The 21,347-nt window shown below is 71.9% G+C and carries 20 protein-coding genes; 5 read left to right on the top strand and 15 right to left on the bottom strand.

What is annotated here, in order from left to right; translation table 11 throughout:
• Nucleotides 1–33 precede the first annotated feature (33 nt).
• Nucleotides 34–906 carry an LLM class flavin-dependent oxidoreductase gene (locus ACF1BE_RS10945; RefSeq protein WP_392198681.1) on the bottom strand — a complete coding sequence of 291 codons (873 nt, stop codon included), beginning with the start codon at nt 904–906 and terminating at the stop codon, nt 34–36.
• Between the two features lie 202 nt (nt 907–1,108).
• Between ACF1BE_RS10945 and ACF1BE_RS10940 the strand changes: the two genes are divergently transcribed.
• A complete protein-coding gene (locus tag ACF1BE_RS10940; RefSeq protein WP_392198871.1) occupies nt 1,109–1,501 on the top strand; it encodes a DUF192 domain-containing protein in 393 nt (130 codons plus the stop codon).
• A gap of 12 nt (nt 1,502–1,513) precedes the next feature.
• Here the strand turns inward: ACF1BE_RS10940 and ACF1BE_RS10935 are convergent, their stop codons facing one another.
• The 14 genes from ACF1BE_RS10935 to ACF1BE_RS10870 all read right to left on the bottom strand — a co-directional run bounded on the left by ACF1BE_RS10935 (nt 1,514) and on the right by ACF1BE_RS10870 (nt 13,288).
• Entirely contained in the window at nt 1,514–2,137 is a 624-nt protein-coding gene (locus tag ACF1BE_RS10935; protein ID WP_392198680.1) for an OmpA family protein, read from the bottom strand.
• 7 nt (nt 2,138–2,144) lie between these two features.
• Nucleotides 2,145–2,726 carry a hypothetical protein gene (locus ACF1BE_RS10930; RefSeq protein WP_392198679.1) on the bottom strand — a complete coding sequence of 194 codons (582 nt, stop codon included), beginning with the start codon at nt 2,724–2,726 and terminating at the stop codon, nt 2,145–2,147.
• Nucleotides 2,727–2,742: 16 nt separating this feature from the next.
• Nucleotides 2,743–3,360: a pilus assembly protein TadG-related protein gene (locus ACF1BE_RS10925; RefSeq protein ID WP_392198870.1), complete on the bottom strand. Its 618-nt coding sequence runs from the start codon at nt 3,358–3,360 to the stop codon at nt 2,743–2,745.
• The gene (locus tag ACF1BE_RS10920; protein ID WP_392198678.1) at nt 3,357–3,587 is read right to left on the bottom strand and encodes a hypothetical protein; all 231 of its coding nucleotides are present in this window, start codon (nt 3,585–3,587) and stop codon (nt 3,357–3,359) included. The genes ACF1BE_RS10925 and ACF1BE_RS10920 overlap by 4 nt, the downstream gene beginning before the upstream one ends.
• 125 nt (nt 3,588–3,712) lie before the next feature.
• A complete protein-coding gene (locus ACF1BE_RS10915) occupies nt 3,713–4,477 on the bottom strand; it encodes a response regulator (RefSeq protein WP_392198677.1) in 765 nt (254 codons plus the stop codon).
• An 11-nt stretch (nt 4,478–4,488) separates the two neighbouring features.
• The gene (locus tag ACF1BE_RS10910) at nt 4,489–5,841 is read right to left on the bottom strand and encodes a sensor histidine kinase (protein WP_392198676.1); all 1,353 of its coding nucleotides are present in this window, start codon (nt 5,839–5,841) and stop codon (nt 4,489–4,491) included.
• Between the two features lie 626 nt (nt 5,842–6,467).
• On the bottom strand, nt 6,468–7,355 hold the full coding sequence (locus tag ACF1BE_RS10905; protein WP_392198675.1) for a DUF5936 domain-containing protein: 888 nt from the start codon (nt 7,353–7,355) through the stop codon (nt 6,468–6,470).
• A 10-nt stretch (nt 7,356–7,365) separates the two neighbouring features.
• Nucleotides 7,366–8,310, bottom strand: a complete 945-nt coding sequence (locus ACF1BE_RS10900; RefSeq protein WP_392198674.1) for a type II secretion system F family protein — start codon at nt 8,308–8,310, stop codon at nt 7,366–7,368.
• Nucleotides 8,311–8,314: 4 nt separating this feature from the next.
• On the bottom strand, nt 8,315–9,652 hold the full coding sequence (locus ACF1BE_RS10895; protein WP_392198673.1) for a CpaF family protein: 1,338 nt from the start codon (nt 9,650–9,652) through the stop codon (nt 8,315–8,317).
• On the bottom strand, nt 9,649–10,023 hold the full coding sequence (locus tag ACF1BE_RS10890) for a TadE/TadG family type IV pilus assembly protein (protein ID WP_392198672.1): 375 nt from the start codon (nt 10,021–10,023) through the stop codon (nt 9,649–9,651). Before ACF1BE_RS10890 ends, ACF1BE_RS10895 begins: the two co-directional genes overlap by 4 nt.
• Nucleotide 10,024: 1 nt before the next feature.
• Nucleotides 10,025–10,354, bottom strand: coding sequence for a pilus assembly protein (locus tag ACF1BE_RS10885; protein WP_392198671.1), 330 nt, complete (start codon nt 10,352–10,354; stop codon nt 10,025–10,027).
• A 103-nt stretch (nt 10,355–10,457) separates the two neighbouring features.
• Nucleotides 10,458–11,690 carry a CpaE family protein gene (locus ACF1BE_RS10880; RefSeq protein ID WP_392198670.1) on the bottom strand — a complete coding sequence of 411 codons (1,233 nt, stop codon included), beginning with the start codon at nt 11,688–11,690 and terminating at the stop codon, nt 10,458–10,460.
• Between the two features lie 9 nt (nt 11,691–11,699).
• Nucleotides 11,700–12,404: a Flp pilus assembly protein CpaB gene (cpaB, locus tag ACF1BE_RS10875; RefSeq protein ID WP_392198669.1), complete on the bottom strand. Its 705-nt coding sequence runs from the start codon at nt 12,402–12,404 to the stop codon at nt 11,700–11,702.
• A 62-nt stretch (nt 12,405–12,466) separates the two neighbouring features.
• The gene (locus ACF1BE_RS10870; protein WP_392198869.1) at nt 12,467–13,288 is read right to left on the bottom strand and encodes a hypothetical protein; all 822 of its coding nucleotides are present in this window, start codon (nt 13,286–13,288) and stop codon (nt 12,467–12,469) included.
• A 340-nt stretch (nt 13,289–13,628) separates the two neighbouring features.
• On the opposite strand from ACF1BE_RS10870, the gene ACF1BE_RS10865 reads away from it, so the two are divergent.
• From ACF1BE_RS10865 to ACF1BE_RS10850, 4 genes are all read left to right on the top strand, one after another.
• Nucleotides 13,629–15,344: a chitinase gene (locus ACF1BE_RS10865; protein WP_392198668.1), complete on the top strand. Its 1,716-nt coding sequence runs from the start codon at nt 13,629–13,631 to the stop codon at nt 15,342–15,344.
• Nucleotides 15,345–15,492: 148 nt separating this feature from the next.
• Nucleotides 15,493–16,008, top strand: a complete 516-nt coding sequence (locus ACF1BE_RS10860) for a hypothetical protein (protein WP_392198667.1) — start codon at nt 15,493–15,495, stop codon at nt 16,006–16,008.
• Nucleotides 16,005–16,601, top strand: a complete 597-nt coding sequence (locus tag ACF1BE_RS10855) for a hypothetical protein (RefSeq protein WP_392198666.1) — start codon at nt 16,005–16,007, stop codon at nt 16,599–16,601. The genes ACF1BE_RS10860 and ACF1BE_RS10855 overlap by 4 nt, the downstream gene beginning before the upstream one ends.
• Nucleotides 16,601–21,334 (top strand): putative T7SS-secreted protein, encoded by a 4,734-nt coding sequence (locus ACF1BE_RS10850; protein ID WP_392198665.1) that lies wholly within the window; start codon nt 16,601–16,603, stop codon nt 21,332–21,334. The genes ACF1BE_RS10855 and ACF1BE_RS10850 overlap by 1 nt, the downstream gene beginning before the upstream one ends.
• Nucleotides 21,335–21,347 lie beyond the last annotated feature (13 nt).

The following is a 21,347-nucleotide window of genomic DNA, read 5'->3' as shown; positions in this document are numbered from 1 at the left end:
AGTGTGACACCCGCCACTGACAACGCCCTCCGTTCACGGCAGCAGGGGGCGGACCTCCTCGGCGGCGAACCGTACGAAGCCCTCCGGGTCGGGCTCGTCCGCGGTCGGCTGGAGGACGACGGTGTCCGCGCCGGCCTCCGCCAGCCTCCGCACGGCCCCGGCCACCGCGGCGGCGTCCCCCGCCACCCCCACGTCCGGCACCGACGCCAGCCCCTCGGCGGCGAGTTCGGCCCGCAGCCGGGCGTCGGCGCCCGCCCCCGTGGCGGCCAGGAGGTAGACGACGACCCGGTGGTGGCCGCCGCGCCCGGCCGCCCGCCGCCCCTCCTCGGCGAGCCGCCGGGCCCGCCGCACACCGTCCACGGAGGTGGCGCACGTGAGGAGGGTGCCGTCGGCCTTCTCACCGGAGAGCCGGAGCGTGCGGGGGCCGGTGCCGCCGGCGAGTACGTCGACCGGAGACCGCGGAGGCCAGTCCAGAGCGACGTCGTCCAGCCGGACGTACCGGCCGCGCACACTGACCCGTTCCCCGCGCAGCAGGGCGCGCAGGGCGTCGAGGTGCTCACCGAGCAGACCGAGCGGCGAGTCGGCCCGGGCCCCGACCTGTCCCATCCAGTCCTGCACCCCGTGGCCCACGGTCAGGACGGCCCGGCCGGGGAACAGGCGCTCCAGCGTGGCGGCCTCCATGGCGGTGACGGCCACGTTCCTGAGCGGCACGGGCAACAGGCCGATCCCGATCCGCACCCGCTCCGTCCAGGCGAGCGCGGCGGCGGCCGTGGACACCCCGCCCTCCAGGAAGCAGTCCTCCCACAGCCACAGCTCCTCGAGCCCCACCTCGTCCGCGAGGCGGGCGACGGCCCGCAGCCGCTCGGGCGGGAGCTGGGGACGGAACACGACACCGAGTGCAGTCATGAGGCCCTTCCTAGCGGGGAGGACGGGAAGAGGGCAACGCAATTACGCACCGGGGGACTTGCCGCTCCCCGTGGAGGGGGAAGGACGGGACATGGACACGGACATGGGCAGGGGCGGGGGCGGGGACGCGCACGGGGGTCGGGGCCCGGGCGGGGGCAGGGGCAGGCCGCGGGGAGGGTGGCGGGGGGACGGGCGCGGCCGGCTGCTCCTGCGGTCGGAGACCGGGGAGTCGCTCACCGCCCCCGTCCCCCTGGAGATCGCCGCGTCCTACCGGGCGCGGACGAGGGGACTTCTGGGCCGGGACTCGGTCGACGGGGCACTGCTGCTGTCACCGGCGAGCGGTGTGCACACGTTCGGGATGCGGATCCCGATCGACGTCGCCTACCTGGACCGCCGTCTGACCGTCCTGGCCGTCCGCACGATGCCCCCGGGCCGCCTGGGCCTGCCCCGCCTGCGGGCACGGCACGTACTGGAGGCGGAGGCCGGGGCGATGGCGGGGTGGGGGCTGCGGGCCGGGGTGCGGGTGGATGTCTATGTGGAGGCGGAGGTGGCGGTGGAGAGGGAATGTGACGGGGAGCCGGAGGAGACGCCCTGACGGACGGGTGGCTCACTGCTGGGTGCGTGGGAAGGACACCTCCACCCGGCGGTTCTTCTTCCGGCCGGCCTCGGTGGAGTTGTCGGCGATGGGGTACTGCTCGCCGTAGCCACGGACGTCGAAGGTGACGGCCGGGTCGTTCAGGTCCTGGTCGAGGACGGCCTGTACGGCGTCGGCTCGCCGCCTGGAGAGGGTGTCGCCGTGGGCGGAGGAGCCGAGGTCGTCGGTGAAGCCGAAGACGCGGACGCGCGTGGCGTGCTGCTTCCTGATCTCCTCGACGATGACGGAGACGCGGGCCCTCGCCTCACCGCCGAGTTCGGCGCTGTCCTTGCCGAACAGCACCTCGGCCTGGAGCGCGAAGGTCACGTCGGCGTTGGTGTCCTCCCGCCGCTCGTCCCCGCTCTGGTCCTCCACGACCGACTTGATGTCCAGCACCTTGGCCCCCGCCAGCGTGGCCCCCTCCGGCAGCTTCAGATCCGGATCGGTGGGATCGACCTTCACCGGGGCCGCGGCGGAGGGGGCGGTGCCGGGCGGAGTGCTGGGGCCGGCGTCGTCGGCGACCGCCGTCGCGCCGTGCGCGTACACCGTGAGCAGAAGGACAGCGGCCGTCAGCGCGAGCCGGGGTGTGGTGGTCACTTCTGCCTCACCCGGAGATCTTGAGGGCGGCCGTGGGGAACCCGGGCAGTTGGAAGTCCACTTCGGTCGTGGTAGTGGGTGGTGAGGGGAACTGCATGAAGACCGGCAGTGTGTCACCGGATCTCAGCGCCGGAAGCCCGGTCGTGGTGAGGGGCCGGCCATCCGTGTCACGCAGGACGTAGTAGCGCTTCTTCCCCTTGGGATCGACGAGCGTGGCGCCACCGAGTGAGCTGCCGTTCTTGATGATCTCGGTCTCGTTGCCGCTGAGGTTGGACGGGATGACAGCTGTGCTGCCGCCGTCGTTCTTCAGGTTTCCGTTCACCGTGATGAATCCACCGGAGTCCCGCTTGGCCGAGGTGATGGCCAGGAGCAGGCCGCTCGGGCCCTTGAGTTCGGCCAAGGGTTCGTCCGACTGCCCTTCCTGAGGGCTGGCGTGGGAATCACCGCTCCGGGAAGCCGAGGCCGGGTCTGCCGGCTTCTTGTCGTCACTGCCACCACCACCGCAACCGGCCACACTCACGGCCATGCCAACCGCAATGGTCAGTGCGATCACTCCCCTGCGGGCCCTCGCAGTGATCCGAATGCTCATCGCTCCGCTTCCCTTTTCACTCGTCGTTCGCTTGTCGGTCGGCCAAGTGGACATCGAACAGGTCCTCAGGACTCGGCAGCTTGTCCCGGTCAGCGGGATCGAGCTTCCAGGGCTTGCCGTCGCAGACGAGTGCAGGCAGCGGGGCGTTCTCAGCCTCTTGACCGGGGGCGTCGAAGTCGCAGAGCGGCTCGATCACGGCAGTGGCCGAGCGGCTGGAACGAATGTCCGCCACATCCGGCACGACCGAGTCCCCGACCCGCTTGTCGGTCCTGACCCTGACCGTTATCTCCAGCGGAAGGTGGTCGTCGCAGCTCTCGACCTGGCCGTCGTTCTGGGCGGCGAGTTGGTCGGCCCGCCAACAGACCGGGCTGTGGTGGTTCACGTCGCCCTCCAGGACCTCCTGCCACTTGGCCGGGTCCTCGAGAATTTCCTCCCACTGTCCCGTCAGGTCGGCACGACGACCCTGTGCCGCTGCCAGCGCTGCCGCGTCGGCCGCCGTCTGCGCCCCACTCCGGTTCACCGCGGCCTGGCCCACAGCGAGGTAGGCGAACGCAAGAAAGAGCAGGCCCGCCACCACCGTGATGTAGATGGGGAAGGCCTGCCCTGTATCGCCGTGCCGGCGGCGACGCCTCAGGTGATTTCGGTGATCTTGGCCTTGATCTTGTCCAGGATCGTCTGCCCGATGTCCGTCCCCGTGATCGCCAACACGATCGCGACCACCACCGCGATGATGCCCAGGTACTCGACGGCGGTCTGGCCCCGGTCGGCCGCACTCCGCCGCATGGACTCGACCGTCGTGTTCTTCCAGCCGTTCAGGCGAACCCTTGTCGCCACGGCCGCCTTCAGGAAAAGATCGCTCACGACGCTCCCCTCTGGGCCTGCTTTCGACCGACGAACCGTAGAGCGCATCCCCCGGCCGGTCGGAGGGTCCCAGGGCCCAGGGGTGGGCCCAAATCCGCTGGGGGGTGCTCGGCCGGCCGGTCATGTCAGGACACCCCCAGCCACTTCGCCGCCGCCTGGGAGCGCGTGGTGCTGTGGAGCTTGGCGAAGATGCGGTTGATGTGGTTCTTGACCGTCTTCTCGCTGATGAAGCAGGCGGCGGCGATCTGCTGGTTGGTCATGCCGGACGCGATGAGGTCCATGATCTCCGCCTCCCTCGTACTCAGCCGGAACCGTCGCCGGAACGACTGTCCCACACAGCGTTGCAAATGCGAAAGCGATTTGGCCGAGAAATCGGGTACTTCCGGGGCAGCTTGCTCGATGTCATGTGCTGGTGCATCTTCGCTGAGGTCGGTGAGGAGTGCGCGTGCGGCGCCCGGCGTGACATGCGGCCGTCCCTCCCGTACGTCCCGTACCGCCCTCACCAGCTGCTCCGTCGTGAACTCGCCGTGCACCAGGTATCCCCCCGCCCCCAGCCGCAGCGCCTCCCGTACGGTCCGGGTCTCGTGGCTGTAGGTGAGCATCATGACGGGGGCCAGCCGTGCCAGGTGGGGCAACGCCGAGATCCCGTCGACTCCGGGCATCCGGACATCGAGGAGGACGACGTCCGGCCGGTGCCGCAGCGCCGCCTCGTACGCCTCGCGGCCGTCCGTCGCCTCCGCCACCACCGTGGTGTCCGGGCGGTCCGACAACAGGGCCGTCAGTCCCGCGCGTACCACGGGATTGTCGTCGGCCACCAGCAGCCGCAGTGGCGGTGGAGCCGGCGCCGGCGGCGGGAAGTCCGGCCGGGGTTCGCGGTCCGAGGTCCGCATGGTGCCTCCTCTCAGGCTTCCTGGGAAACGGGATCGGCTGCCGGCAGGCGGAGGTCCAGGCGTACCTCCGTGCCGCGTTCGTGGCCGCCCCGCCCGATCCGGATGCGGGCGCCCGCCTGCGCGGCCCGTTCGACCATGCCGAGCAGGCCGAAGTGGCCGGAGTCCCGGAGCTGTTCCAGGGTGGTGCCGGGCGGGAGGCCGGTGCCGTCGTCGTGGATCGTGAGGCGGAGCAGACCGCCGTGCACCGTGGCGCGGATGTCCACCCGGGTCGCGGACGCGTGGCGGTGGGCGTTCTCCAGCGCTTCCGTGGCGATGGAGAGGACGGGCCGGGCGACGGCGGCGGGCAGGGGCGGGAGGGCGGCGGCGTCCTCGGGCCAGTGGCATGTCACCCGGAGGCCGGTGCGGGCGGTGAGGGCCCGCGCGTGGTCGGACAGGGCGTGCCACAGGGGGACGGGGGCCGTCGGGTCCGGCTGGTGCCGCCGTAGGTCCGTCAGCAGTTCCCGGGATTCCGCCGCCGCCCTGCGCGCCGAGCGCGACACCAGGTCCGCCTGTTCCCGGACGCGGACCGGGTCGGGCGCCTCCGCCGCGGCCGTGACCGCCAGGCCGTCCGCCGCGAGAGCCACGCCGTACAGGGTCTTGGCCACGGAGTCGTGCATCTCGCGGGCCAGCCGGGCGCGTTCCGCGCTCACCGCCTCCGTCGCCGCGAGGCGGGCCTGAACCGCCGTCAGCGCCTGGGTCGCGGCGCCGAAGCGGAGCATCAGGCCGCGCAGGGTGGAGCCCATCGCGCCGGTGATGACGCACAGGCCGGGCAGGAGGAGCGCCTCGGCGACGGGGGCGTGCCGGCCGGCCTTCAGGGTGGTGTGGACCAGGAGCAGGATCAGGGCCTCCAGGGAGGCGAAGCCGGCCGCGCCGCGCCAGCTGTAGACCAGGCCGGCCAGGAGCGGGGTGCAGACGCTGACGTAGGCGAGGGTGGTGTCCGGGCCCGCCGAGACGAGGAGGAAGGCGCCGCAGAGGGTGTCGGCGGCGAGGAGACTGGGATGGCGCAGGAGGAGGGGGCCGAAGCGTTCCCAGTCGCGGAAGAGGACGTACGACACCATGAAGGTGACGACGACGGCCGCGCCGACCAGGCGGGCGCCCAGGCCGGGGGCGGCGTTGAGGAGGGCGGCGGGGGCCGACACGACGGTCATCGCGAGGCGGAAGCCGAAGACCTGCCTGCACAGAGCCTGTAAGGCACGGATCTGGAGCTTCTCGGACGGCTCGGCGGGTACGACCGCCTGCCCCGGCGAGGCCTCCGCCGCACCTCCGTACGCCTCGCCTCGCGGCGCCCCGCCCCCCTCATCCCGCGGCGTCTCACCTCCGGACACCTCGGCCCGCGGCGCCGCGCCGTCGGACGCCTCAGCCCGCGAGGCCGCGTCCCCGGACGTCCGGACCGCTCCTGACCCCGCCGCCTCACTTCCGCCGCCCCGAGCCCCGACGGCCTCGCCCTCCGCGGCCTCACTCCCGGCGGCCCCCTCCCCCACCGTCCTCACCCGAGCCCCCGAACCCCCGACAACCCGACCGCCGAAAGCCCCGGCCCCGGCGGCCTCGCCCCCGGCCACCTCACTCCCGGCAGCCGCCTCCCCCACCGCCCTCGCCCGAGCCCCCGAACCCCCGACAACCCGACTGCCGAACGCCCCGGCCCCGACGGCCTCGCCCTCCGCGGCCTCACTCCCGGCGGCCCCCTCCCCCACCGTCCTCGCCCGAGCCCCCGAACCCCCGACAACCCGACCGTCGAAAGCCTCGCCCCCGGCGGCCTCGCCCCCGGCGGCCCCCTTCCGGCCTCCCGCGCCCCCGGCCGTCCCGGCGCCGGCTCCCGCTCCCCCTGCCGCCTCACCCCCGGAGGGCCCCGCACCGCCGGTCGTTTCCTTCGCGCGGTGGGTGAAGCGGCGCCAGGTCGAGGCGGCGCCGGTGCGGCCGGTGTGGCCGGGCAGTGTCACCGTCATGGCCGTCCTCACTTCCCCGTGAGCGAGCCGAAGTCCACCCCGGAGCCCAGCAGCAGGCCCGCGCCCAGCAGGAGCATGGTGGCGGGGACCATGAACGTGGTGATCATCAGCGTGGCCTTGGGCACCGCGCGCGCGGCCTTGCGGCGGGCGTTCTGGGCGTCGGTGCGGCGCATGTCCCTGGCCAGGGAGACCAGGGTGTCCACGATCGGGGCGCCCAGTTCCTCGCCCTGCTGGAGCGCGGTGACGAACATGGCCACCTGTTCGGAGTCGTTCCTGCGCCGCAGTTCCGTGAAGGCCTGGCGGCGGCTCATGCCGAGGTCCATCTGGCGCAGGGTGATGCGCAGTTCGTCGGCCCACGGGCCCTCGTAGCGGGCGGCGACCCGTTCCAGGGCCTGGCGGAAGCCGAGCCCGGCGCTGACCACCACCGCGAGGACGTCCAGGAAGTCGGGCAGCGTGCGCTCGATGACGTCCCGGCGGACCCGGATCGCCGACCAGATGCCGACCTCCGTCCAGAACGCGCCGAAGGCCAGCAGGAGCAGGGCCACGAACCACTGGCCGCGGAGCAGGAAGACCACGAAGCCCACGCCGCCCAGCGCGCCGTAGACCGCGCGGCGGGCCGCGTAGCGGTCGATGGTCAGGCCGCCGGGGTTGCCCGCCAGGTCGATCCTGCGGCGGTACCGGGCCACTCGTCGCGGGCCCATGAGGCGCAGGACCGCCGGGGCGTAGCGCATGCCCATCCGGTCGACGGCCGAGCCGACCGCGCCGGTGCGGGTGGCGCCGACCTCGAGGGCGACGGCGAGGTCGGCGGGCAGCCGGGCGTCCGCGCGGTACATGCGCAGGCCCGCGAAGGCGCCCCAGACGCCGAGGCCCGTCAGCAGGGCGAGCAGGAGTGCCATGGTGCCTTCCTCAGACGTCGATCCGGCTCATGCGCCGGATGAGGACGAAACCGACGGCGTACATGGCGAACGCGATGATCACGCTGGCCTGGCCGACCGGTGAGCCGGTCATGCGGTCCAGGGCGCCGTCCTTGACGCCGTTCATCAGGAACAGCGCGCCGATCCCGAGGACGGGGACGGCGTACGAGGTCATGGTCACCTGGGAGAGCTGGGTGCGGATCTCGCGCCGGGTCTCCTTGCGTTCCTCCAGGGTGTCGGTGAGGTTGCGCAGGGCGGAGACCACCTGGCCGCCCGCCCGGTTGGACAGGACGAGGGTGGTGACCAGGACGACCAGTTCGCGGGAGGGCAGCCGGTCGGCGAGTTCGCCGAGGGCGTCGTCGAGTGAGTGGCCGATGGCCAGCTGGTCGGCGACCTTGGCGAGTTCCTCGCCCGCCGGGGCCTCCAGTTCCTCCGCCGCCATGCCGATCGCCGTGCGCAGGGCGAGACCGGCCTGGGTGGCGTTGGCCAGGATGCGGGCGAGTTCGGGGAGTTGGCCGATGAAACGTTCGATGCGTTTGCGGCGCTGCCAGTTGAGGAACTGGACGGCCGCCCAGATGCCGACGAGTCCGGCGAGGGGGCCGAAGAAGGGGGCCAGGGCGGCCTGGCCGATCAGCCAGAGCGCGGCGACCGTGAAGAGGACGCCGGCGAAGAACTCGCCCGGTGTGACGTCGAGGCCGGTCGCCGCGAGGCGCAGTTCGAGCCGGCGGCCGAGGCGGGTGCGGCGCAGTCTGCGGTCCAGGTCGCGGAAGTGGCGCCGGCGGCCGGTCGCCGGGGGCGCGTCGGTGTGGGCGAGGCGGTCGACGAGGGCGGCGCGCCGGGCCCGGCCCGAGGCGTAGGTGTGGATGCCGGCCACCGCCAGGACGCAGGTCAGCAGCGTCACACCGGTGGTGAGCTGGACGAGGGTGTGCAGTTCCATGGTCCTACCTGGCTTCTCGGGTCGCGAGCTGTTCCGCGGAGTGGGCGACGCCGAAGGCCTGCGGGACGGGCTGGCTCGCCATGTAGAGGCGGTCGGCGGTGCGGCGGGGCAGCGGGAAGTACTGGAAGGTGCCGTGGACACGGCCGTCGGACGTCATGGGCCGGGCGTCGAACCGGGCGACGGTGGCCAGCCGGTACGGCTCCCCGCCGTGGCTGTCGAGCAGCGCGATCTCGGTGATGCGGCGGGCGCCGTCGGCGAACCGGGTGAGCTGGACGATGACGTCGACGGCGCTGTTGATCTGGTCGTGCAGGGCGACGAAGGGGACCTCGACGTCGGACATGGAGGCCAGGGTCTGGAGGCGGGTGAGGGCGTCCTCGGCGCTGTTCGCGTGCACGGTGGCCAGGGAGCCGTCGTGGCCCGTCGACATCGCCTGGAGCATGTCCAGGGACTCGCCGCCGCGGACCTCGCCGACCACGATCCGGTCGGGGCGCATGCGCAGGGAGTTGCGGACCAGGTCGCGGATGGTGATCTGTCCCTTGCCCTCCACGTTCGGCGGGCGTGACTCCAGGCGGACCACGTGGGTCTGCTGGAGCTGGAGTTCGGCGGAGTCCTCGATGGTGATGATGCGTTCGTGCGGCGGGATCAGCCCGGACAGGGAGTTCAGCAGGGTCGTCTTCCCGGTGCCGGTCGCGCCGGAGACGATGATGTTGAACTTGGCCTGCACCAGTCCGGCCAGCAGGTACACCATGTGTTCGTCGAGCGAGCCGAAGCCGATCAGCTCCTGGAGGGTGAACGAGCGCGGGAAGCGGCGGATGGTGAGGATGGGGCCGGTCAGGGACAGCGGCGGGATGATGACGTTGACGCGTTCGCCGGAGGGCAGCCGGGCGTCCACCATCGGGTTGGACTCGTCCACGCGGCGGTTGACCGTCGACACGATCCGTTCGATGGTCTGCATCAGCTGGTCGGTGGAGACGAAGCGCAGCGGCAGCTGTTCGACCCGGCCGCCGCGTTCCACGAAGATGGCGTCGGGGCCGTTGACCATGATCTCGGTGACCGAGGTGTCCTCCAGGAGCGGTTCGAGGATGCCGAGGCCGAGCGCCTCGTCCACGACCCGGCGGATCAGCTGGGCTCGCTCGACGGTCGACAGGACCGGGCCCTCGCGGCTGATGATGTGCCCGAGCACGCGTTCCAGCCGGGCCCGGCGTTCGGCGGCGGCCAGCGAACTCATCTCGGCGAGGTCGATCTCCTCGAGGAGTTTGGCCCGGTAGGAGGCGACCAGATGCCCGTCCCCGCCCCGGCTGCCGTGGTCCTCGGGTGTGCTGATGCGTGCCCGCAGGCTCATGGGTTGCTGCTCCTCGGCTGGTGGTCGAGCGGCATGGTGGCGGACTTCCGGGCGGGGTCGAAGTGCCAGCCGGGGACGATCTGCGGGATGGACACGGTGGCGGTGACGGTCACCGAGCCGGCGCCGCCGCCGTCCGGGCCGCACGACACCGAGAGCGCGCCGCTGACCGCCTGCGCGCACGCCTGCTGGGCGTCCTGCCCCAGGGACGCCGCCCGCGCCCCGGCCCGGGCCGCCGTACCGGCCTGCTCGGCGGCGTAGGCGACGGCTCCGATCTGGATTCCCGCCATGGCCACGATCAGCAGGACCGGGACGAACCCGAGGTACTCGATGGCCACTTGGCCCGCGTCGCGCCGCCTGCGCCGGTACGGCATCTCAGCGCTTCACCTCCTCGACGGCCCCGGCGTGGCCCCTCACCTCGACCGGGAAGTCGATGAGGCCGGGGAAGAGGACGGGTACGTGCAGCGTGACCTCGGCGGTCACATAGCCGCTCGGGTTGCAGTCCACTCCGGCACTCCCCTTCCATGCCGCCGACAGGTGCTCGAGCCCCGCGGCCGAGCAGGCCGCCTGGCGCGCGCCGCCCCGCGGTGCCGCCGTTCCCGCCCGCACCGCCTCGTCCGCAGCATTCCCGGCGAGCGTGAAGGTGTACCCCACGAGCACGGCCTGCCACACGAGCACCAGTGTCAGGACGATCAGCGGCGTCATCCCCAGGAACTCGATGCTGACCTGTCCGCGGTCTCCACCCCGCGGGTCTGCGCGGTCTCCACCCCGCGGGTCTGCGCGGTCTCCACCCCGTCTCATGGGCGGCTCACTCCTTCCGCCGTCGCAGTCCGGCAGCTCCGCGGCCCGTGCCGCGGTGGGCGCCCTCGCCCGCCTTCACCAGCCCCAGCTCCCCCGCGAGCGCCCACAACGCCTGCTTCACCGTGCTTCTGCCGTCCAGCTCGTGGACCCGCCCGGCGTCCACGACCCCTTGCAGTTCCCTGAAGTTGGCGGGGACGGTGGTGCGGGCGAGTGCCGTACCGGTGATGCGCCGGATCAGGGCGGGCTGGATCTCCGTGTTCCGCGCCTGCCGGTTCACGACCACCGTCGTCTCCTCGGCCTTGCGGATCTGGAGCCGGTCCCACATCCGAACGGTCCGTTTGGCGGCGCGTACGGCGATGACGTCCGGGGTGGTCACGAGCAGCGCGGTGTCCGCCGTCTCGACGGCCACCGCACCCGCGCCGCTGAGCTGGGAGCCGCAGTCGATCACGACGATCTCGTAGCGGGCGCGCAGGGCGCTGACGATCTGGCGGGCGGCGCGGTCGGTGACCTCCTCGCCGCGTTCGCCCTCGCCGGGGGCGAGGAGCAGGGCGAGGCCGGTGTCGTGGCGGAAGACGGCGTCGGCGAGGACGCGCGGCGAGATGTCGGTGATGGCGGCCAGGTCGACCACCGAGCGGCGGAACTGGACGTCCAGGTAGGAGGCGATGTCGCCGGTCTGGAGGTCGAGGTCGACGAGCACGGTGGCACGGCCGGAGGCCTGGGCGGCGAGGGCGAGCTGGACGGCGGTGAGGGTGGCGCCGGTGCCGCCCTTGGCACCGCTGACCGTGACGACCGTGCCGCCGGCCCCGCCGGTCACGTCGGCGCCGTGGCCGAGATGGCGGCGTACGCCCGTCGACCACTGGGCGACGGCCTGGACGCGGCCGGCGAGTTCCTCGTACGACAGCGGGAGCGCGACCAGGCCGCGGGCGCCGGCGTCCATGGCGGCGGCGAACAGGCCGGGGCTCGCGTCGGTGGTGACGAGGACGACGCCGGCGGCCGGGAAGCGCAGGGCGATCTCCCGGATCAGTTCCAGCGCGGGGACGGGGCCGATGCGTTCGTGGACGACGACCACTTCCGGCAGTTCCTCGACCGATTCGGCGGCGAGCCGGGCGAGGGTGTCGACCAGTTGGGTGGAGTCACCGGCCGGGGGCTGTGGTTCGGCGTCGGGGAGCTGGCTGAGCAGGGTGACGAGGGAGCGGACGGCGTCCGGGTCCGCGCCGGCCGGGAGGATCCTGGTGGGCATGGCCGCCTCTCACTTGTCCGTCGCGAGTTCGTAGGTGCGGTCCTTGTCGGGGACGCTGGTCTCGCTGCCGGGTGCCACGAGCGCGAGCCGGACGCGCTGGGCGAAGGACTCGGCGTAGGTGACGCGCTGGGCGTCGATGGTGGACAGCGCGAAGGTGATGGGGACGGCTTCGGTGGGCTGCTGGTTCTTGTCGCGGTCGGGGTCCAGGGCGGTGATCTGGCCGACGTCGAGGACCCGCGCGTTCGTGACGATGATCTTCGACTGGTCGGGGTCGCCCTCCTTCCTCCCCTCGAAGGTGGCGTAGACGTTGACGCGCGACCCGGGGGTGATCTTTCCGGCGACGCCGGTCGCCGCGTCGATCATGATGGCGACCTCCTGCTGGCCGGGCTGGAGGGCGGGCTGGTCCACGATCATGTCGGTCTGGAGCAGGGAGCCGGGGTGCAACGTGGTCACGGCGATCTTGCCGCGGAGCTGGCGGAGGTCGGTGACGGCGCGGTCGGACAGCCATCGCCTGGGCATCCGGATCTTCTCGAACTGGCCCGTGTCCAGCGTGGTGTACGGCTTCACCTCGGACCTGACCCGGTAGGCGGTGGCCTCGGGCCCGACCTTGGAGTTCGCGTCGTGGACGACGGAGAGCACGCCGGCGAACGCGCCGAGAGCGCACAGGACCGACAGGATCAGGAGTATCACGCCGCGGCGCTGACGGGAGTTCATGAACCGTGCAACCTCATTGGGGGAATCGGTCGAGCGGGATGTGAGGGCGGTGTCCGGGCCGGTCAGGCGGGCGTCCGCCGGTCCGGTGCGCGGGGCGGCTCGTGGGCGGGCGGGGTGGCGGAGCAGAAGACGCAGCGGTCGCCGATGACGTCCATGCCGCACCAGTGGCAGCTGGTCCGGCGCACGGAGGTGACCAGTTGGTAGAGGACGGAGAGGTCGGCGAGGTAGCTGCAGAACTCGATCAGGCGGCCGGTCCCCCACCACACCGGGGACTCGGCGGGCAGCGGGGTCTCGCGCAGACCGTGCACGTTCCACGCCGTGCCGAGCCCGGCGGCCCAGTCGCTCTGCAACTGCCCCTTGGCGACCAGCATCCAGGTGCCGAACTCGGGCCCGTCGAGGGTGGCGCCGGGGGCGACCTTGACGAGCTGGGGCTCGGGGTGGGCGACGACCGCGAACTGGCTTCCGGGCACCCAGGACCTGGCGTGCGCCTTGAGTCCGACCGGGACCCGGTCCAGCTTGGCGACGGAGCCGAGGACGGCGCCGGCGTGGAGGTAGTGGGTCAGCAGCCGTCCGGCGGAGGCGAGCACGCCCGGGCTGAGGTCGCAGGAGGCGAGCTGGCGCAGCTGCCGGGCCAGGACGGCGACCGCGAGGGGCGGCAGCCCGGGCCGGAAGAGGGCGATGCGGTCGCTCTCCAGCAGCGAGCGCAGGGTGTACAGCCGCCGTACGACCGGCTCCGGGGTGGCCTGTGAGCACAGGACGACGACATGGCCGTACTGCTCGGTGAGGGTGTGGAGTTCGGTGAGCGCATGGTCCAGCGGCTTGTCGTCGAGGCCGCTCAGCACGGCGGCGGGCATGGTCCGTTCGTCCTGCGCCGGCAGTGCCATGTCGGCACTGGTCACGGCGATGGCAGTTGGCACGCGCAGCTCCCCGCTCTTCACACCCTCCGGCCCAACCGGTGGTGACTCCCATGCGCCGGACGACTTCGTTGCGTGACTACCTGAGCACTGTATCCACGGGCGTATGGCCGGAGAACAGCGTTTGTGGAGCCGGTGGGGAAGTCCCCCGGCGCAAGTCCCGTCAAACCGGTACACGTTGCCCGGCCGGCCCGGGACGGGTTCGGTCTGGACCTCTTGACACCCCGATTGGTCTGGACCAACTTGTAGGCGAGCGGTGGCCACCGCGCTCTCCCCCTCTCCCCGCCGACTCCCCACCGAAAGGCTCCCCGTGGACCGCGCATCAGGCATACCCAGACCCCGCGGAGGGCGGCTCGCGGCATGGTCCGCCGCCACCGCCCTCGCCCTCTCGGTGGCGGGCCTCGCCGCCACCCCGGCCTCCGCGGCGGACGTCAACAACGTCAGGAACGCCGGCTTCGAGTCGGGCCTGACCAACTGGACCTGTACGGCGGGCAGCGGTACGACGGTCTCCTCCCCGGCGCACGGCGGCTCCGCCGCCCTCAAGGCGACCCCGGCCGGCCAGGACAACGCCCAGTGCACCCAGCCGGTGGCGGTCAAGCCCAACTCGACGTACACGCTGAGCGCGTGGGTGCAGGGCGGCTACTCCTACCTGGGCGTGACGGGCACGGGCACCACGGACGTCTCCACCTGGACCCCCGACTCCTCCGCCTGGAAGCAGCTGTCGACGACGTTCACGACCGGCGCGTCGACGACGTCCGTCACCGTCTACACCCACGGCTGGTACGGCCAGGCGGCCTACTACGCCGACGACATCTCGGTCCACGGCCCCGACGGCGGCGGTGGCGGCGACCCCGCCCCGACGGTCCCGGCGGCGCCGGGCGGCCTGTCCGTGACCGGTACGACGTCCTCCTCCGTGTCGCTGTCCTGGTCCACGGTGTCGGGCGCGACGGGCTACAACGTCTACCGCGACGGCACCAAGGTGACGGCGGTGACCGGCACGTCCGCGGTGGTCACCGGCCTGTCCGCCTCGACGGCCTACACCTTCCAGGTCACGGCGACCAACGCGGCGGGCGAGTCGGCCAGGTCGGCGTCCGTGACCGGCACGACGTCATCCGGCACGGGCGGCGGCGGAGGCGGCACCCTCCCCAAGCACGCGGTCACCGGCTACTGGCAGAACTTCAACAACGGCGCGACCGTCCAGAAGCTGTCCGACGTCCCCTCCGCCTACGACATCATCGCCGTGGCCTTCGCGGACGCGACCTCCACACCGGGAGCCGTGTCCTTCAGCCTGGACTCGGCCGGCCTCGGCGGCTACACGGTCGACCAGTTCAAGGCCGACATCAGGGCCAAGCAGGCGGCCGGCAAGAAGGTCGTCATCTCGATCGGCGGCGAGAAGGGTTCCGTGTCGGTGAACGACGCGGCATCGGCGACGAACTTCGCCAACTCCGTCCACTCGCTGATGCAGACGTACGGCTTCGACGGCGTCGACATCGACCTGGAGAACGGCCTCAACGCGACCTACATGACGCAGGCGCTGCGCGCGCTGTCGTCGAAGGCGGGCTCCTCCCTGATCCTCACGATGGCCCCGCAGACCATCGACATGCAGTCCACGTCGGCGGCCTACTTCCAGACGGCCCTGAACGTGAAGGACATCCTCACGGTCGTCAACATGCAGTACTACAACAGCGGTTCCATGCTGGGCTGCGACGGCAAGGTCTACAGCCAGGGCACGGTCGACTTCCTCACCGCGCTGGCCTGCATCCAACTGGAGGGCGGACTCGCCCCGAACCAGGTGGGCCTCGGCCTGCCGGCGTCACCGAGGGGCGCGGGCAGCGGTTACGTCTCCCCGACGGTGGTCAACAACGCCCTGGACTGCCTGGCCAAGGGCACGGGCTGCGGCACCTTCAAGCCGTCCAGAACCTACCCCGGGCTGCGCGGCGCGATGACCTGGTCCACGAACTGGGACGCGGCGGCCGGCAACGCCTGGTCGAACTCCGTGGGGGCCCACGTGCACGCCCTGCCGTGACCTGACCCGCACGGCGAGACCGGCGCCCGGACCCCCCACGGTCCGGGCGCTGCCGCGTGCGGGGAGGAGCGCTCCGGCTGGCCGGACCTGACCGGTCGGGTCCGTATCGCGTTGCGGGCACCAACGCCCGAATGTGATGATCCCGGACATGGCCGAGCACGGGGGAGACGCCGACGCGGCGGGCCACGCCCGCAGATCACGGCTGTACGACTACGCGGAACCGACCGGATCCGAGCGGGAGGAAACCTCGGCCGCGGACACTTCCGGCATTCCTGCCGCCGACGCCGTCGAGCGAAGTCGCCGCGCGTTCGCCGTCCTGCTGGGCGAGTTCCGGCGCACGGCCGTCCTCGTCCCCCTCGACCACGAGGACGGAAGCCCGCTGACCGCGGACTTCGGCGGCGTCCGCTGGTTCTACGCCTTCTCGGGCGAACCGGCCCTCGCCCGGTTCGCACTCGCGCGGGGCGAGGGCGACCGGGAGTGGGCGTACCAGCGGTGGCTGGGCGCCCGGCTGCTGGACGCGGCCGTGCCGGCTGCGGGAGTTCCGTGCGGGGTGGCACTGGACTGCGCGGACGGTGCGGACGGGACGGTGTTCCCTCCGGTGCGCGGGATCGGGCCGGACGAGGTGGCGGTGGACGCCGACGGTGAGGCGGGGGACGAGCGGTGACCGACAGCGGCAAGGACCTGAGGACCGACGGCCTCGACCTGATCGCCAAGGGTCTGACCGATGCCCTGGGCGAACTGAAGGAGCTGGGCACGGTCGGGGAGGCCGGGGCCGGGCGCGGTTTCGGCGACATCGCTCTGTCCGGTCTTGAGTTGGGGCACGAGGGCCTGACGGGGGAGTTCAAGTCGTTCTGCGAGCGATGGGAGTGGGGCGTGCGCTCGCTGATCAACGAGGGCAACGGCTTCGCGGTCAAGACAGGCCTGTCGGCGGGCACGTACTACGAGACCGAGAAGTACGTCGAGGGCAGTTTCAAGGTCGTCACGAACTCGGCCGTCGGTAATCCGTACGCCTCCGAGGAGGACGTGCGGAAGACGGGCTGGGGCGACATCGCCGGATCCGGTGCCTACGGCGGTGACGTCGACTACAGCAAGGAGTCCTTCGAGCAGGCGTGGGACAACAGCAAGGGGGGCTGGAAGGCCGCCGGGGACGACGCGTCGACCTCGCACACCATCGGGCCGCTGCCAGGCGTGGGACTGGGCGACCTGCGCGACATGGCCGGTCACCCGGATGACGAGCGGCCGGGCGGTACCGGCTGATGGGCATCGGGGACATCACCGACTCGCTGCTCGGCGGCGGCGAGCATCTCGTCGACGGCGGCAAGAAGCTTCTCGGCAAGGGCGTCGACTGCACCACCGACAGGATCGGTGAGGGCCTGGACCACCTCGGGGCGCACAAGTGGGCCGACGTGGTGGAGGACTGGGGCGACGCGATCGTCTCCGACCTGGGCGCGACCCCGGGCGAGCAGCAGCTCGGCGAGACCGACGAGGCGAACGAACTCGTCCACGGCAGCCCGGCGAAGATCCGTGCGAGCGCCAGGCGTCTGCGGGACTTCCACGGCGCGTTCGACAAGGTCGGCCAGGGACTCAGGAAGGTCGACTCCTCCGGCTGGCAGGGCGCCGGCGGTGACGCCTTCCGCAGGAAGTTCGGCGTCCACCCCGTCAAGTGGGCGCAGGCCGCCGAGGCGTGCGGGACGGCGGCCGGGGCGCTGGAGGCGTACGCCGACACCGTCAAATGGGCGCAGGGCCAGGCCAGGGAGGCCGTGGAGCTCTACGACAAGGGTGTGAAGGCGTCCAGGGCGGCGTTCGAGACCCACAAGCGGAAGGTCGAGTCGTACAACGCCAAGGCCGAGGCGAACGAGGATCCCGAGCCCGGCCCGTTCCACGACCCGGGCAAGGCCGACGTCCAGGCCGCGCACCACAAGCTCGCCGAGGCCCGCAAGCAGCGCAACACCGCCGCCTTCGAAGCCCAGGGCAAGGTCAGGGCGGCCCTGGCCCACGCGCCCGCCGAACCACCGCCCCTGGAGCGCGTCGAGCGCGACCTCACCGACGGTTTCCAGTCCGGCGCCACCGAACTCGCCCACGTCGTGGGCGGCGCCCTCAAGGGCACGGCCGGGCTGGTCGACTTCGTCCGCGGCCTCAACCCCGCCGACCCCTACAACGTGACCCACCCGGCCGCCTACCTCCAGAACGTCAGCATGACGCTCTCCGGCCTGGTCTCCACCGCCGCCCACCCCGAACGCACCGCGAAGACCATGTACGACGAGTTCCGCAAGGACCCGTCGGAGTTCGGCGGTCGCATGCTTCCCCAGTTCTTCGGCACCGGCGGCGTCGGCATGGAGGCGGGGCTGGCGCGGGACGCGGCCCAGGCGGGGCTCACGCGCCAGGCGGCTGAGGCGGCGGCCCGGGAGGCACGGGCGGGAGCGGAGGGCGCGGCGGGGAAGTCGGCCCGGGACACGGTCGAGCACGATCCCCCGCGGCACTCGCACGACGAGAACAGCGCCAAGGGCTGCGGCGACCCGGTCAACGTGGCCACCGGCAGGATGTACCTGCCGCAGACGGACGTCACCCTCCCCGGCGTGCTGCCGCTCCTCCTCACCCGGCGGGTCGAGTCCGGCTACCGCCTCGGCCGGTGGTTCGGCCCGTCCTGGTCCTCCACGCTGGACCAACGCCTGGAGATCGACGCGGAGGGGGTCGTCTTCGTCACGGACGACGGCCGGCTCCTGTCGTACCCCCACCCCGCCCCGGGCCTGCCCACCCTGGCGAGCCACGGCCCCCGCCTCCCCCTGGACCGGGTGGACGACGGCTACACGATCACCGATCCCCGTACCCACCGCACCTGGCACTTCGCCGACCGGGGCCCCGGCCTCGCGGTCCTGGAACAGGTGGATGACCGCAACGGCAACTGGATCACCTTCGAGTACGACGCCGACGGCACCCCGCTGGGCGTCTTCACGAGCGCCGGACAAGGCGTCCGCATCACCACGGACGCGGGCCGCGTCACGGCGTACCACCTGACCGCCACCGGTGAGGAACTGAAGCGCTTCGGCTACACGGACGGCAACCTCACCGAGGTCGTCAACTCCTCGCGCCTGCCCCTGCGTTTCACGTACGACGAGCGGGGCCGCATCACGTCCTGGACGGACACGAACGGCCACGGCTACGCGTACGAGTACGACGACCAGGACCGCTGCACCGCCCAGAGCGGCGCGGCCGGCCACATGGCCGTGCGCCTGACGTACGAGGGCCCGGACCCGGCGACGGGCCTGCGCACGACGACGGCGACGACGGCCCGGGGCCACACGCACCGCTACCTGATCAACGAGACCTGGCAGGTGGTGGCGGAGACGGACCCGCTGGGCGCGACGGTCCGCCACGTCCGCGACCGGCACCACCACCTGCGCTCCACGACGGACGCGCTGGGCCGCACGACGACGTTCGCGTACGACGGGAACGGCAACCTCACGCGCGTCGTCCGCCCGGACGGCCGCGAGGCAAGGGCGGAGTACGACGACCTGGGCCTGCCGGTGAAGGTCGTGGACCCGGCCGGCACGGTGATCCGCCAGACGTACGACGAGCGGGGCAACCGCACGTCGGTCACGGATTCAGCGGGCCGGACGACCCGCTTCACGTACACGGAGGCCGGCCACCTGACCTCGGTGACGGATCCCCTGGGGAACACGACGAGGGTCGTCTGCGACCGCGCGGGACTCCCGGTGGAGGTGACGGACCCGCTGGGCGCGACCGTGCGCTACGAACGGAACGCGTTGGGCCTGCCGACCGCGATCACGGACCCCGCCGGCGCCACGACACTTCTCGCCTGGTCGGTCGAGGGGCATCTGACCCGCCGCACGGCCGCCGACGGCACGACGGAGACGTGGACGTACGACGGCGAGGGCAACCGCACGAGCCACACGGACCCGCTCGGCGGGGTGAGTCGCTTCGAGTACACCCACTTCGACCTGCTGACCGCCCGCACCGGCCCCGACGGCGTCCGCCACGAGTTCGAGCACGACACGGAGTTGCGCCTGACGAGGGTCACGAACCCGCAGGGCCTGACCTGGACGTACGAATACGACGCGGCCGGCCGCCTGCGCTCGGAGACCGACTTCGACGACCGTGTGCTGACGTACTCCTACGACCCCACGGGACGTCTGACCTCCCGCCGGAACGCGCTCGGCGAGGAGGTGACGTTCGAGCGCGACGAACTGGGCCAGGTCCTCCGCAAGAACGCGGCCGGCCAGGTCACGACCTACGCCTACGACCTCACCGACCAGCTCGCCGGGGCGACGGGCCCGGACGGCACGACGCTGACGCTGCTGCGCGACCGCCACGGCCGTCTGCGCTCCGAGACGGTCGACGGCCGGACGCTGACGTACGCCTACGACGCCCTGGGCCGTCGCACGGGCCGCACGACCCCGACCGGCGCCGTCTCCACCTGGTCCTACGACGCGGCAGGCCGCCGCACGGACATGGTGGCGTCGGGCCGCGCCATCGACTTCACGTACGACGAGACGGGCCGCGAACTGACCCGCCAGGTCGGTGGAGCGGTCACGCTGGAGCACGCCTACGACGCCCTGGGCCGCCTGACGACCCAGTCGGTGACCGGCGCGCACGGCCGCACGGTGCAACACCGGGCGTACACCTACCGTCCCGACGGCAACCTCATCGGCGTGGAGGACCACCTCTCCGGCTCCCGCCACTTCGACCTGGACGCGACGGGCCGGGTCACGGCGGTCCACGCGGCGGGCTGGACGGAGCGGTACGCCTACGACGCAGCGGGCAACCAGACCCAGGCGTCCTGGCCGACGGACCACCCGGGCGTGGAGGCGGTCGGCTCCCGCTCGTACGTCGGCACCCGCATCACCCGAGCCGGCAACATCCGCTACGAACACGACGCCCTGGGCCGCATCACCCTGCGCCAGAAGACCCGCCTGTCCCGCAAGCCGGACACCTGGCGCTACGCGTGGGACGCGGAGGACCGCCTGACGTCGGTGGTGACCCCGGACGGCACCCGCTGGCGCTACACCTACGACCCGCTCGGCCGTCGCACGGCGAAACTCCGCCTGGCGGACGACGGCGAAACGGTACGGGAAAGGGTGGACTTCACCTGGGACGGCACCACCCTGTGCGAACAGACGACAACCTCCGCAGACCTCCCCCACCCGGTCACCCTCACCTGGGACCACCAGGGCCTGCGCCCGCTGTCCCAGACAGAACGCATCACGGCGGCCGACGCCCCGCAGCAGGAGATCGACTCCCGCTTCTTCGCCATCGTCACCGACCTGGTCGGCACCCCCAGCGAACTCGTCGACGAACAGGGCGACATCGCCTGGCACACCCGCAGCACCCTGTGGGGCACGACGGCCTGGTCGACAACCAGCACGACCTACACGCCCCTACGCTTCCCAGGCCAGTACTACGACCCGGAAACGGGCCTGCACCACAACTACTTCCGCCACTACGACCCGGAAACGGCGCGGTACCTCACTCCCGATCCACTCGGACTGGCACCGGCTCTCAATCCGGCCACCTACGTCCACGACCCCCGGGCGTTTACTGATCACTTGGGGCTCGCTCCTGATGCCTGTCCCGACGGGGAAGTCGGACGCCAGTGGTTCCCGGATGAGAACTATGAACCGCGTGCGATCGATGATCGTGTAGCTGGAAATGGTGACCGTAAGGCGTGGTTCGAAACTCCGCGGGACGTTCACGAACTGGTGGAGAGGTTGATCAACGACCGCGATTATCCGCAGCGCCTTACCGCTAACCGCGACGGCACACGAAAACTGGACTTCTATCAGGGTGGCAATTCTCGCGCGGGAACGCGCTGGGCTGGTTCTCCGATCTATGACAACGGCGATTCACTCAGCCAACTGCGCGTCATGGTCGACGGAGACGGTAACATCGCGTACATCGGCAGGCGCAGGGACGGCTCACACAACTACGACCAAGTCATTCCGTACCCTTGGGCCAAGAGACCGATGAATTAGAGAACCCGACCAT

Source organism: Streptomyces sp. NPDC014991 (assembly GCF_043080665.1).
Classification (GTDB): Bacteria; Actinomycetota; Actinomycetes; order Streptomycetales; family Streptomycetaceae; genus Streptomyces.
The sequence above is the reverse complement of the archived record's forward strand: the minus strand, read 5'-3'. Positions and strand labels throughout refer to the sequence as shown.